Genomic DNA, 12,828 nt, shown 5'->3' with positions numbered 1-12,828 from the left:
AAGTGGAAAACGATGTGGAAAGGCATAGACAGCCAGGAGGTTGGCTTAGAAGCAGCCACCCTTTAAAGAAAGCGTAATAGCTCACTGGTCGAGTCGGTCTGCGCGGAAGATTTAACGGGGCTAAGCTATGCACCGAAGCTCGGGGTGTACAGATTTTGATCTGTACGCGGTAGAGGAGCGTTCCGTAGGCCTGTGAAGGTGGATTGTAAAGTCTGCTGGAGGTATCGGAAGTGCGAATGCTGACATGAGTAACGATAAAGGGGGTGAAAAGCCCCCTCGCCGAAAGCCCAAGGTTTCCTCGCGCAACGTTCATCGGCGCAGGGTGAGTCGGCCCCTAAGGCGAGGCAGAAATGCGTAGTCGATGGGAAGCAGGTTAATATTCCTGCACTTTTCTATAGTGCGATGTGGGGACGGAGAAGGTTAGGTCTACCAGGCGTTGGTTGTCCTGGGGAAAGGCGGTAGGCATGATTCTTAGGCAAATCCGGGAATCTTTATGCCGAGCACCGAGACGAGTCCTTTGAGGACGAAGTGACTGACACCACGCTTCCAGGAAAAGCCACTAAGCTTCAGCTATAGAAAAACCGTACCGTAAACCGACACTGGTAGGCAGGGTGAGAATCCCAAGGCGCTTGAGAGAACTCGGGTGAAGGAACTAGGCAAAATGGCACCGTAACTTCGGGAGAAGGTGCGCCCCTTGGTGTGGTCACGTGCGTGACTGAGCATCGAGGGGTCGCAGTAACCTGGCCGCTGCGACTGTTTATCAAAAACACAGCACTCTGCAAACACGAAAGTGGACGTATAGGGTGTGACGCCTGCCCGGTGCTGGAAGGTTAATTGATGGGGTCAGCCGCAAGGCGAAGCTCTTGATCGAAGCCCCAGTAAACGGCGGCCGTAACTATAACGGTCCTAAGGTAGCGAAATTCCTTGTCGGGTAAGTTCCGACCTGCACGAATGGCGTAACGACAGCGGCGCTGTCTCCACCCGAGACTCAGTGAAATTGAAATCGCTGTGAAGATGCAGCGTTCCCGCGGCAAGACGGAAAGACCCCGTGAACCTTTACTATAGCTTTACACTGAACGTTGAGTTCTTCTGTGTAGGATAGGTGGGAGGCTATGAAACCGAGACGCTAGTTTCGGTGGAGCCATCCTTGAAATACCACCCTGAAGTGCTTGACGTTCTAACCTAGGTCCGTAATCCGGATCGGGGACCGTGTATGGTGGGTAGTTTGACTGGGGCGGTCTCCTCCTAAAGAGTAACGGAGGAGCACGAAGGTACGCTCAGCGCGGTCGGACATCGCGCACTGTGTGCAAAGGCATAAGCGTGCTTGACTGCGAGATCGACGGATCAAGCAGGTACGAAAGTAGGTCTTAGTGATCCGGTGGTTCTGTATGGAAGGGCCATCGCTCAACGGATAAAAGGTACTCCGGGGATAACAGGCTGATACCGCCCAAGAGTTCATATCGACGGCGGTGTTTGGCACCTCGATGTCGGCTCATCACATCCTGGGGCTGTAGCCGGTCCCAAGGGTATGGCTGTTCGCCATTTAAAGTGGTACGCGAGCTGGGTTCAGAACGTCGTGAGACAGTTCGGTCCCTATCTGTCGTGGGCGTTGGAGATTTGAGAGGGGCTGCTCCTAGTACGAGAGGACCGGAGTGGACGTTCCGCTGGTGTTCGGGTTGTCATGCCCATGGCATTGCCCGGTAGCTATGAACGGAAGCGATAACCGCTGAAAGCATCTAAGCGGGAAGCGCGCCTCAAGATGAGATCTCCCGAGAGCTAGACTCTCCTTAAGGCACCATCAAGACTAGGTGGTTGATAGGCGCGGTGTGGAAGTGCAGCAATGCATTGAGCTTACGCGTACTAATGAGCCGTGAGGCTTGACCATATAACCCCAAGACGCTTCACCGTCTTAACTCAAGTCGAATCCGACTACATCCCGGACGCTTGTCACTCGTTTACACCTTTGCGGAGCCGGCGCTCAAAAAGCGCTGCTCCCACCCCTTCCCTGGCGGCTATAGCGGCGTGGTACCACCTGATCCCATCCCGAACTCAGAAGTGAAACGCGCATGCGCCGATGGTAGTGTGGCTCAAGCCATGCAAGAGTAGGTCACCGCCAGGGGCTTTATCCCAAAAACCCGGTCTCACACGAGACCGGGTTTTTTCTTTGCGCGTGCGCGACCCGCAACAGGTCACCGCCAGGGGCTTTATCCTAAAAACCCGGTCTCACACGAGACCGGGTTTTTTCTTTGCGCGTGCGCGACCCGCAACAGGTCACCGCCAGGGGCTTTATCCTAAAAACCCGGTCTCACACGAGACCGGGTTTTTTCTTTGCGCCCAATCCCTGTAGGAGCGCGCCTGCGCACGACCCCTGGTCCCTCAGCACCTCGCATCACCGATGCCTCCCTGACTAACCGGTCGCGCGCAAGGCGCGCTCCTACAATGGCCCGGCGTCGGCGTCGGCGTCGGCGTTGGCGTCGGCGCCGACCCGGGCGGCCCACGCCGGGCGGCAGGCGCGCTCCTGCAAAAAATCAGTGAGTACAGCGCTTTCCGGAGGCTAGTTTTCAGGCTCGCGCCAGGGCTCGGTACCAGCCACGAGGGCACAAAAAAGCCCGGTTCTCACGAACCGGGCTTTTTACTTTCATGTGCGCATTACGCACTAAAACACCCTCAACGAATATTGATCTGCGTCGAAATCGTATTCCACGGCGCATTGGTCGACGTGTTCTGGTACTTGAACAAACCCGACTGCTGGCCATCCAGGTTGTACTCGTTGAGCCAGCCCACGACAGTCTGGCCCGCCGTGCATGGCCAGGTGTAATTGCTGCCCGTGATGCATACGGTGGTGCTCGCATACTGAGCCGATCGCGGCAGCTGTCCGCCATTCATCCACGCAATGGCATTGCTGCCATAACCGATCTCCAGCACGGCAACGCGCAGCTGTGCGCCGCCATGGTCGCAGTTGGTCGTCATCTGGCCGGCGGCGGGATACTCCCAACCGCAGTTCGACGAACCGACGCCGTATACACGAATGCTCGAAAGCGCAGGTGCAGGGGCAAACACCACGAAGGGGGACGGTGCTTCGATCTGCACAGGCGCATCGGCGGGTTGGAGGAGCGGCGGCAGGGTGACGATGCTGGTCGGCAGGTCCTGGGCCTGGGCAACCGCCGAGGCGGTGAGTGCAGCAGCGAGTACGGCAAAACGAAAGGTCATTGGTACGAATACTCTTCGAAGGGAATCATGGCCCGCGGCAGGGCTTCACCTCCCAGCCATGGCGTGGAGGATCGCGGCTGCCGTTCGGGTGTGAATGCGCACGGCTGTCTGTCGCGCGAACGCACAGGCACCGGTCGGTGCCCTGAACGCCGGGGGATGATCCGGGGATACGAGGCCAGCGAATGTCGTTTATCTACGTTATCGATAGGCGGAATGGGCAAGCGTAAGGAGGCACTCTATGCGGACGCCGCATGACACCTATCCGGGAACGCGTCATGATGGTTCCGTACGCTGCAGCAACGGAACGACGATGGACCCAAGACTCAACCGCCGCCAGGAAGAACTGATTGCCCTCGTCCAGAGGGAGGGTTTCCTCGGTGTCGACGAACTGGCCAGCCATTTCGACGTTGCACCGCAGACGATCCGCCGTGACCTCAACCTGCTGGAGGACGGTGGCCTGATCCGTCGCTATCACGGTGGTGTGAGCGCCCCGTCGAGTGTGGAAAACGTGGCCTATGCCGCGCGGCAGACGCTGCAGGCGGAAGAGAAGGGGCTGATTGCCCAGGCGATCGCCCGTGAAATCCCGGATGGCTCATCGCTGTTCATCAACCTTGGCACCACGAACGAAGGTGTCGGCCGGGCGTTGCTTGACCACCGGGATCTCCGGGTTATTACCAACAATCTAAATATCGCCATCCTGCTCAGCGACAACCCCACGTTCGAGGTGATTGTGGCCGGCGGCGTCGTGCGTCGACGCGACCATGGCGTGACAGGCGAGGCCACCATCGAGCTGATCCGTCAGTTCAAGGTGGACTACGGCATCATCGGTATTTCAGGCATCGAGCTGGATGGCACATTGCTGGATTTCGATTTTCATGAAGTCCGTGTTGCGCAGGCCATCATCGACCATTCGAGGCAGGTTTTCCTGGGCGCGGATCACAGCAAGATCGGCCGCAATGCCATGGTGAGGCTGGGCGATTTCTCCAGGGTGGATGCGTGGTTCACGGATCGCCGTCCGCCGGATGAACTGGTATCCGTGCTGGAAACCTCGAACACCCAGCTCCACATTGCAGGTTGATGCAATAGCGCCACTTTTCGCGACAACCTGGCCGCGCGCAGGCGCGTTCCTACATCGGTCGGCGAGGCACCGATGCGTCAATCCAGCGCAACTCCCTGTAGGAGCGCGCCTTGCGCGCGACCGTTTTTTGGCGACATCCGGTCGCGCGCAGGCGCGCTCCTACAAGGTGCCGAGAGGGTGCCAGGCGTAGCCTGAGGTGGTGCCGTGAATAGTTCCCAGGCCGGGGAAGGGAGCATGGGCGGCGGCAACGATATCGCCACGGTGATGCGCCTGCGCAAGGAAGGACTCGCGCGTGGCCCGCGCCTGTCCGGGGGCGCTGTCGTAGCAGACCGTTACGGCCGGTGTAGCCAGTTGCACCGCGGCTACATGAAACAAGTCACCACAGAAAACGACATCCGCCACATCCGTGCGCAAGCGATATCCGGTGTGGCCACAGGTATGCCCCGGCAGTGATTCAGCGGTAAGCATGTCGAACCAGCAGGTGCCAGGATCGAAGGTTCGATAACGCCCGGCCGCGATATAAGGCGAAAGGGTATGCCGCGCATGATCGAACGTGGCACGGACGCTTTCGTCCACATCGCCAAGGCCTCCCTCTTTCAGCCAGAACGTCGCCTCATCGCGCGGCACATGGACGACGGCCTTTGGGAACACGGCTTCGCCATTCCGGGTAATCCCTCCCATATGGTCCGGGTGCAGATGAGTAAGCAGGATGGTATCGATGTCGTCGACGTCATATCCGGCCTCGGCCAGGTGCGTGCTCATCCGCCCAAGCGTCGCATCCTGCAAGCTGCCCGCGCCGGCATCGACGAGCACACGATGCTCACCATCATCGATGAGGAACGCGTTGACGTGACTGGGCACGACATCAGTAAGCCGTGCCTGCGACAACAGGCTGTCCAGGGACGCCGGCCCGCTGCGTAGTACGTCATGTGCCACCAGTGGAAAGTGTCCGTCGCACAGGGCAATGATCGTCATCGTGCCGATGCGTACACGATGGAAAGTTGCCTTATCGACGGTCGCGAACGATGCAGGAGGCAGAAGGGCAGTATCGACGTCGCACATGAAAGGAACTCCATGAAAAGGAGCCCCAGCGTGCCGCGACCAGGCGAGTCGTCACACTGACACCGATGTGCCCCGGTCCTTCAGGAATGTTCGGCTTCGCCACCAAGCAGCCGCGTGGCGATATCGGCCAGCGCGCGAACCCGGTCCATGCCGCGCATGTCTTCGTGGTAACCCATCCAGATATGGCGCGAAGGCGGGGCATCACCCACATCCAGGCGCTTCAGCCCGATGCTGGTATCACCCACCGCGCACGGCAGCACCGCCAGCCCCATGCCTCGCTGGCACAGGCGTGCCTGCAGCGCCCGATGGTTGGTCGTCGCGACGGCCTGCGCGTGCGGAAGCACCTCGCGGAGCCAGTCCACCTCGGGATACCGATGAACCGAGGTATCCATCAGCACCACCTTCGTGCCTCGGCCATCGCCCCGGGCGGGCATGTCGGCATCGTCCCGCGCATACAGGCCGTAATCGATTCGCAGCAGCCGGCACTGCACCACGCCGGGCTCCTCGAAAGGCACCACGCGGAAAACCACGTCGGCTTCGCGCCGGGACAGGTCATAGCGTCGGGAACTGACCAGCAGCTCCGGCTCGATGCCGGGGTGCTCGTGCAGCAGGGTCTCGATGACCGGAGGCAGCACATAGGTGGCGAACCAGTCGGCGGACGAGATCCGTAGTGGACCGGCCGTCTTGCCGTCCGCTCCGGACAGCCGGCGCTCGATCGCCAGCGCGGAGGCTTCCATCTCTTCCGCGAGCCGGAACACCCGGGTGCCGGCGTCGGTGAGCAGTACACCATCCTGATGGCGCTGGAGCAGGGGGTGGCCGGTGTCTTCTTCTAGCGCCCGCACGCGACGCCCCACCGTGGGATGGCTGAGGCCGAGCGTCCGCGCGGCAGCGCCCAGGGACCCCTGGCGGGCCACGGCCAGAAAGATACGTACGTCACTCCACTCCATGGCGGGACTCCTGACGGCGAAGACCATGACTGTGCGCGAGCCGGCCCCGGGCTGGCAAGCCGGCTATCCGACCGCCCGCTGACTTGCCGATTCGCTGCAATGCAGCGTGCGATGTTCGTTTGTGTTCGAATATGCTCATTTCAACGCGGGCTAGGCGCCGCTGAACGTGTGAAATGTTCGTATACGCGCAGGATTTCGCGTATCGGTTACCGAAAACGAACGTACCCGAGCGTAGGGTGCCCCTTCAGCGACGTCTCGCCTCCAGCCAAGCGGAGTGCGTGATGGTCGAGCAGGTCGATGTTCTGGTGGTCGGTGGTGGCGTCAACGGCGTGGGCATTGCCCGCGATGCCGTGGGGCGAGGCCTGAGCGTGTGGCTGTGCGAGCGCGACGACCTGGCGTCCCATACGTCCAGTTCCAGCACCAAGCTGATCCATGGCGGTCTGCGTTACCTGGAGCAGTTCGAATTCGCCCTTGTGGGCAAGGCGCTGGCCGAGCGCGAGGTGCTGTTGCGCGCGGCACCGCACATCATCTGGCCGCTGCGTTTCGTGCTTCCGCACCAGCCGCACCTGCGTCCGGCGTGGATGATCCGCATCGGCCTGTTCCTGTACGACCACCTCGGTCGCGGGCGGCGCACGCTGCCGGGCTCACGTCGCGTGCGCTTCGGCAAGCACGTCACCGGCGAGCCGCTGCGCCAGGAATTCAAGCAGGGCTTCGTGTATTCCGATGCCTGGGTGCAGGACGCCCGCCTCGTCGTGTTGAACGCCATGGATGCCGCCCGACGCGGTGCCCACATCGAAACGCACACCCGCTGCGTCAGTGCCCGCCGCGACGGCGAGGGCTGGATCGCCGAACTGGAATCCCGCGACGGTTCCCGTCATTTCGTGAAGGCCCGTGCGCTCGTTAACGCGGCCGGCCCGTGGGCGGCCTCGTTCCTCGACGACGTGGCCCACGTAAAGCATGACCACTCGCTGCGCCTCATCAAGGGCAGCCACATCGTGGTGCCGAAGATCTTCGAACACCGCTATGCGTACATCTTCCAGCAGCCCGACCGCCGCATTGTCTTTGCCATCCCCTACGAGCGCGATTTCACGCTGATCGGCACCACGGATATCGAATACAAGGACGACCCTTCGAAGCCGAAGATCTCGGACGAGGAGACCTCCTACCTGTGCGAGGCGGCCAATCGTTATTTTAAGAAACAGCTCACCCCGGCCGACGTCGTCTGGAGCTACAGCGGCGTCCGTCCGCTTCTCCAGGACGATTCGGGCAGTGCCTCCGAGGTCACGCGCGATTACCTGCTCGACATAGACCAACACGGTGCTCCCCTGCTGAACGTCTTCGGTGGCAAGCTAACCACCTTCCGCAAGTTGTCCGAGGAAGCCGTGGATCGTCTTGCCCCCTTGCTTGGCAACCACAAGCCCGCGTGGACGGCGGATGCCCCGCCGTTGCCCGGCGGCGGCGAGCGCGACATGGACGAGCTCATCACCGACCTGCGTTCCAGCCGCCCCTGGCTCACCGAAGACCACGCATGGCGCCTTGCGCACAGCTACGGCACCCGTGCCCGCGACCTGCTCGGCGAAGCCGGCGGCCTCGACGCGCTGGGCCAGCACTTCGGCGCCGATCTCTACCAGGCCGAGGTGGACTACCTCGTGCGCCACGAGTGGGTCACCGAAGCCGAAGATGTGCTCTGGCGTCGCAGCAAGCTCGGCCTGCGCATCGACGCGGCCGGCGTGCAGCGCCTTACCGATTACCTCGCCCACCGTTTCGCGAAAAACGAAAAAACAACGAACCCTTAGCGCCGTGGTGGGCGCCACACCGTGAAACCAATGGAGAGTAGGGTCATGCGGCAACAGATTGGCGAGTTGATATCCGAAGCGCTGGCGATGTTCATCATCATCGCGTTCGGCGATTCCGTGGCGTGCATGTATGTACTCTACGATCCGAGTCCGTACCAGAACGCGTACTGGGGCGTGTGTATTGCGTGGGGCCTTGCGGTCACCATCGCCATCTATGCCACGGCGTCGGTGTCGGGCACGCACGCCAATCCGGCGGTGACGCTGGCCCTGGCGCTGTTCCGCAATTTCTCCTGGAAAAAGGTGGTGCCGTACTGGATCGCCCAGGTCATCGGTGCCTTTCTCGGTGCGGCCATCGTCTACGTGCTGTTCGGGCCGGTGATCGACCACTTCAACGCCACGCACAACCTCACCCGTGAAGCGGGTGGTGCGGCCGGTGTGTTCTTCACGCATCCGGGCCTGGCCATCACGCCGATGCATGCGCTGTCCGACCAAGTCATCCTGACGGCCTTCCTGCTGTTCGGTATCTTCGCCATCACCGAGCAGTACAACGAGACGGCGCCGGGCGCCAACTCCGGTGCACTCATGATCGGCCTGCTGGTGGCCACCATCGGTGCATCCATGGGGTACCTGGAAGCATGGGCGATCAACCCCGCGCGTGACTTCGGCCCGCGCCTGTTCGCCTATTTCGCCGGCTGGGGTCCGTCGGCCCTGCCGTCGCCCGACAACTACTGGTGGGTGCCCATCGTGGGTCCGCTGATCGGCGGTGTCGTCGGTGGCGGTGCATACCAGCTACTGGTGCATCCCTTCCTCCCGGCCCGCCAGCGTGCGCTTGAAGAAGCGCGTCTTGCGGCAGCCGGCAAGTCTTCTCCGCAAAACATCAAGTGAGGCCGGACATGGGCAAGAAATACATTCTGGCGATCGACCAGGGTACGACCAGCTCGCGCACCATCCTGTTCGATCATGACGGCAACATCGCCGGCACCGCGCAGCGCGAATTCACCCAGATCTTCCCGCAGCCGGGCTGGGTCGAGCACAACCCGCGCGAAATCATGACCAGCGTGCTGTCGACGATGACCGAGGTCATCAGCAGCTCCGGCATCGACGCGTCGCAGATCGAAGGCATCGGCATCACCAATCAGCGCGAAACGGCCGTGGTGTGGGAAAAATCCACCGGCCAGCCCATCTACAACGCCATCGTGTGGCAGTCTCGCCAGACGGCCGAGATCTGCGAGCGGCTGAAGTCCGAAGGCCATGAAGAGATGGTTCGCGAGAAGACCGGCCTGCTTATTGATGCCTATTTCGCAGGCACCAAGGTGCGCTGGATCCTCGATCACGTGGAAGGCGCACAGGAGAAAGCCGAGAAGGGTGAACTGCTGTTCGGCACCATCGATACGTGGGTGATCTGGAACCTCACGGGCGGCAAGGTGCACGTCACCGATTACACCAATGCCTCGCGCACGCTGATGTACGACATCTACAAGCGCCAGTGGGACGACGAGCTGCTGAGGATGCTCAACGTGCCTAAGGCCATGTTGCCCGAGGTGAAGTCGTCCAGCGAAGTGTATGGCAACACGTTGGCCAAGCATTTCTTCGGTCGCGAAGTGCCCATCGCAGGCGTGGCCGGCGACCAGCAGGCAGCGCTGTTCGGCCAGGCCTGTTTCGAGCAGGGCCTGGCGAAGAATACCTATGGCACGGGTTGCTTCATGCTGATGAACACCGGCGAGAAAGCGGTGCGTTCGAAGAACGGCCTGCTTACCACCATCGCATGGGGTGTCGATGGCAAGGTCGAATACGCACTGGAAGGCAGCATCTTCGTTGCCGGTTCGGTGATCCAGTGGTTGCGCGATGGTCTGCGCATGCTGGGCAAGGCGTCCGATTCGCAGGCCTATGCAGAACGCGCGAAGGACAACGATGGCGTGTATTTCGTGCCGGCTTTCGTGGGCCTCGGTGCGCCGTACTGGAAGAGCGATGTGCGCGGTGCCGTGTTCGGTCTGTCGCGCGGCACCACGAAGGAGCAGTTCATTCGCGCCGCGCTGGAATCCATGGCCTACCAGACGCGCGACGTGCTCGAAGCGATGCAGACCGATTCGGGCATTCAGCTGAAGGAGCTGCGCGCCGACGGTGGCGCCATCGCCAACGACTTCATGGCGCAGTTCCAGGCCGATATCCTCGACGTGACGTTGCTACGTCCGAAGGTGCAGGAGACCACGGCCCAGGGTGCGGCGTATCTCGCTGGTCTTGCCGTGGGTTTTTGGAAGAGCAAGGACGACATCGCCAAGCGCTGGGCCGTGGACCGCGAGTTCAAGCCGGCCATGGCGAAGGATCGTCGTGACGATCTGTATGACGGGTGGAAGCAGGCGGTGAATGCAACGATGGGGTTCAAGCCGCGTAATTGATCGCGACCGTCTGAGCGAAAACACCACAAAAAAAGGGGCGACGCATCACTGCGCCGCCCCTTCTCACAAAACCAGCCTCAACCCAGCTCGTAACCGAACTGCGCCTTGAACTCCGCCGCGAACTGCTCGTGCGTGAAGTACTGGTTCTGCGTGCCCGGATGTTCCACCTTCAGCGCGCCCATGAGCGACGCCATGTTGCCGATGGTCTTCCAGTCGTAGCCTTTCATGATGCCGAAGATAAGGCCGGCACGATACGCGTCGCCGCAACCGGTCGGATCCACCACCTTGCGCTCGCGCGCCGGTCCGATCTCGATCGTCTCGCCATCCACATGAATCTGCGAACCGCGCGGCCCCAGGGTGACGATGTACGCCTTCACCTTGGACGCGATCTCGGCCGCGCTCCAGCCCGTGCGCTGCTGCAGCAGCTGCGACTCGTAGTCATTGACGATGACGTACGTGGACTTCTCGATCATCGAGCGGAACTCGTCGCCGTTGAACAGCGGCATCGCCTGGCCCGGATCGAAGATGAAGGGCACGCCGCGGGCGGCGAACTCTTCCACGTGCTGGAGCATCGCCTCGCGACCGTCCGGTGCCACGATGCCGAATTCGTAGTTCGGGATATCGCGCACGTGGTTGTCGTGGGCGTTGGACATCGCGCCCGGATGGAAGGCGGTGATCTGGTTGTTGTCCAGGTCCGTGGTGATGAAGCACTGCGGCGTGAACATGTCGTCGTACTGGCGCACGCCTTCGAGGCGGATGCCATGCTTTTCCATGTGGGCGCGGTAGGGCAGGAAATCCTGGCCCACGGTGGCCACGGGCATCGGGTCGCCGCCGAGCAGCTTCAGGTTGTAGGCAATGTTGCCCGCACAACCGCCGAACTCGCGGCGCATGGCCGGCACCAGGAATGACACGTTCAGGATGTGGACCTGATCCGGAATGATGTGGTTCTTGAACTGGTCCTGGAACACCATGATGGTGTCATAGGCTAAAGATCCGCAGATTACGGCAGTCATGCGTGGGCGACCCTGAAGTGAATGGCGCGGCCGTGACCCGGCCGCTGCGAACCCGGCCCATGCAGGGTCCGGTAAACCCATCGATGGTACCGAAAAACATTTCCGTAGGCGATAACCCGGAGTCGTACAGATTTACGGGACTGGTACAGCATTCTCACGCATCACCCGGACTTACAAGGCTTTCTTAACTTCTTTGCCCTTGCGTGGGGGAGGGCGCCAATCTAGACTTCCACGCTTACTTTTTCCCGCAATTGGCGCCCGCCGCATCATGTTTAAGAAGTTCCGCGGAATCTTTTCGAACGACATTTCCATCGATCTCGGCACGGCCAACACGCTCATTTATGTGCGGGGCCAGGGCATCGTCCTTAACGAACCGTCGGTTGTTGCGATCCGTCAGGACCGCGGCCCGGGTGGTCCGAGGGCGGTTGCAGCCGTCGGTGGCGACGCCAAGCGCATGCTGGGCCGTACCCCGGGCAACATTGCCACGGTGCGCCCCATGAAGGACGGCGTCATCGCCGACTTCACCATGACCGAAGCGATGCTCCAGCACTTCATCAAGCAGGTGCACCGCTCGCGCATGCTGCGCCCGAGCCCGCGCGTGCTGGTCTGCGTGCCCTGCGGCTCCACCCAGGTGGAACGCCGCGCCATCAAGGAATCGGCCGAAGGCGCCGGTGCCCGCGACGTCTTCCTCATCGAAGAGCCGATGGCGGCCGCGATCGGCGCCGGTATCCCGGTGCACGAGGCCCGCGGCTCCATGGTGCTCGACATCGGTGGCGGCACCTCCGAAGTGGCGGTGATCTCGCTGAACGGCATCGTCTACTCGCAGTCGGTGCGTGTCGGCGGCGACCGCTTCGACGAGGCCATCATCAACTACGTGCGCCGCAACCACGGCACCCTCATCGGTGAATCCACCGCCGAGCGCATCAAGCTCGAAGTGGGCTGCGCCTTCCCGCAGAGCGAAGTCCGCGAGATGGAAATCTCCGGCCGTAACCTCGCCGAAGGCGTGCCGCGCATGTTCTCCATCAACTCCAACGAGGTGCTGGAAGCCCTGCACGAGCCGCTCTCCGGCATCGTGGCGGCGGTGAAGGCGGCGCTGGAGCAGACCCCGCCGGAGCTCTGCTCCGACGTGGCCGAGCGCGGCATCGTGCTCACCGGCGGCGGCGCGCTGTTGCGTGACCTGGATCGCCTCATCTCCGAGGAAACCGGCCTGCACGTCATGGTGGCCGACGACCCGCTCACCTGCGTCGCCCGTGGTGGCGGCAAGGCGCTGGAGATGATCGACCAGCACGGCAGCGACTTCTTCGCCTTCGAATGATGATCGCGCGC

Annotated in this window: 9 protein-coding genes and 2 rRNA genes (1 of these 11 only partly in view); 7 read left to right on the top strand and 4 right to left on the bottom strand. The window is 61.8% G+C overall.

Features of this window, described 5'->3' with window-relative positions:
• Nucleotides 1–1,885 (top strand): 23S ribosomal RNA (locus KR767_RS03935); it begins 1,000 nt to the left of the window's first position.
• A gap of 119 nt (nt 1,886–2,004) precedes the next feature.
• Nucleotides 2,005–2,119 (top strand): 5S ribosomal RNA (rrf, locus tag KR767_RS03930).
• Between the two features lie 548 nt (nt 2,120–2,667).
• On the opposite strand, the gene KR767_RS03925 is transcribed toward rrf, so the two are convergent.
• Nucleotides 2,668–3,210, bottom strand: a complete 543-nt coding sequence (locus tag KR767_RS03925; RefSeq protein WP_250878167.1) for a YolA family protein — start codon at nt 3,208–3,210, stop codon at nt 2,668–2,670.
• Between the two features lie 310 nt (nt 3,211–3,520).
• Here KR767_RS03925 and KR767_RS03920 point away from each other — a divergent pair, with 310 nt between their 5' ends.
• The gene (locus KR767_RS03920) at nt 3,521–4,288 is read left to right on the top strand and encodes a DeoR family transcriptional regulator (protein WP_243853349.1); all 768 of its coding nucleotides are present in this window, start codon (nt 3,521–3,523) and stop codon (nt 4,286–4,288) included.
• Between the two features lie 159 nt (nt 4,289–4,447).
• On the opposite strand, the gene KR767_RS03915 is transcribed toward KR767_RS03920, so the two are convergent.
• Both KR767_RS03915 and KR767_RS03910 read right to left on the bottom strand, forming a co-directional pair.
• The gene (locus KR767_RS03915; RefSeq protein ID WP_250878166.1) at nt 4,448–5,350 is read right to left on the bottom strand and encodes an MBL fold metallo-hydrolase; all 903 of its coding nucleotides are present in this window, start codon (nt 5,348–5,350) and stop codon (nt 4,448–4,450) included.
• A gap of 80 nt (nt 5,351–5,430) precedes the next feature.
• Complete coding sequence (locus KR767_RS03910) at nt 5,431–6,297, bottom strand: LysR family transcriptional regulator (protein WP_250878165.1); 867 nt, start codon at nt 6,295–6,297, stop codon at nt 5,431–5,433.
• A 281-nt stretch (nt 6,298–6,578) separates the two neighbouring features.
• Here KR767_RS03910 and glpD point away from each other — a divergent pair, with 281 nt between their 5' ends.
• From glpD to glpK, 3 genes are read left to right on the top strand one after another with little or no spacing between them, the layout of a single operon-like run.
• On the top strand, nt 6,579–8,093 hold the full coding sequence (glpD, locus tag KR767_RS03905; protein WP_250878164.1) for a glycerol-3-phosphate dehydrogenase: 1,515 nt from the start codon (nt 6,579–6,581) through the stop codon (nt 8,091–8,093).
• 45 nt (nt 8,094–8,138) lie between these two features.
• Nucleotides 8,139–8,978, top strand: coding sequence for an MIP/aquaporin family protein (locus KR767_RS03900; protein WP_425602721.1), 840 nt, complete (start codon nt 8,139–8,141; stop codon nt 8,976–8,978).
• Between the two features lie 8 nt (nt 8,979–8,986).
• Nucleotides 8,987–10,489: a glycerol kinase GlpK gene (glpK, locus tag KR767_RS03895; protein ID WP_250878162.1), complete on the top strand. Its 1,503-nt coding sequence runs from the start codon at nt 8,987–8,989 to the stop codon at nt 10,487–10,489.
• A 77-nt stretch (nt 10,490–10,566) separates the two neighbouring features.
• On the opposite strand, the gene KR767_RS03890 is transcribed toward glpK, so the two are convergent.
• Nucleotides 10,567–11,502, bottom strand: a complete 936-nt coding sequence (locus tag KR767_RS03890; protein WP_250878161.1) for a carbohydrate kinase family protein — start codon at nt 11,500–11,502, stop codon at nt 10,567–10,569.
• A 268-nt stretch (nt 11,503–11,770) separates the two neighbouring features.
• Here KR767_RS03890 and KR767_RS03885 point away from each other — a divergent pair, with 268 nt between their 5' ends.
• Nucleotides 11,771–12,817: a rod shape-determining protein gene (locus KR767_RS03885; protein ID WP_166952178.1), complete on the top strand. Its 1,047-nt coding sequence runs from the start codon at nt 11,771–11,773 to the stop codon at nt 12,815–12,817.
• The last annotated feature ends 11 nt before the right edge of the window (nt 12,818–12,828 follow it).

Origin of the sequence: Luteibacter anthropi (assembly GCF_023699965.1) — a bacterium.
Taxonomy (GTDB): Bacteria; Pseudomonadota; Gammaproteobacteria; order Xanthomonadales; family Rhodanobacteraceae; genus Luteibacter; species Luteibacter anthropi.
Note: the sequence above shows the minus strand (reverse complement) of the source record. Positions and strands in the feature narration are given on the sequence as shown.

Coding starts and splice junctions, on each gene's coding strand:
- KR767_RS03925 (WP_250878167.1), bottom strand. CDS start 3,210: ATGACCTTTCGTTTTGCCGTACTCGCTGCTGCACTCACCGCCTCGGCG.
- KR767_RS03920 (WP_243853349.1), top strand. CDS start 3,521: ATGGACCCAAGACTCAACCGCCGCCAGGAAGAACTGATTGCCCTCGTC.
- KR767_RS03915 (WP_250878166.1), bottom strand. CDS start 5,350: ATGTGCGACGTCGATACTGCCCTTCTGCCTCCTGCATCGTTCGCGACC.
- KR767_RS03910 (WP_250878165.1), bottom strand. CDS start 6,297: ATGGAGTGGAGTGACGTACGTATCTTTCTGGCCGTGGCCCGCCAGGGG.
- glpD (WP_250878164.1), top strand. CDS start 6,579: ATGGTCGAGCAGGTCGATGTTCTGGTGGTCGGTGGTGGCGTCAACGGC.
- KR767_RS03900 (WP_425602721.1), top strand. CDS start 8,139: ATGCGGCAACAGATTGGCGAGTTGATATCCGAAGCGCTGGCGATGTTC.
- glpK (WP_250878162.1), top strand. CDS start 8,987: ATGGGCAAGAAATACATTCTGGCGATCGACCAGGGTACGACCAGCTCG.
- KR767_RS03890 (WP_250878161.1), bottom strand. CDS start 11,502: ATGACTGCCGTAATCTGCGGATCTTTAGCCTATGACACCATCATGGTG.
- KR767_RS03885 (WP_166952178.1), top strand. CDS start 11,771: ATGTTTAAGAAGTTCCGCGGAATCTTTTCGAACGACATTTCCATCGAT.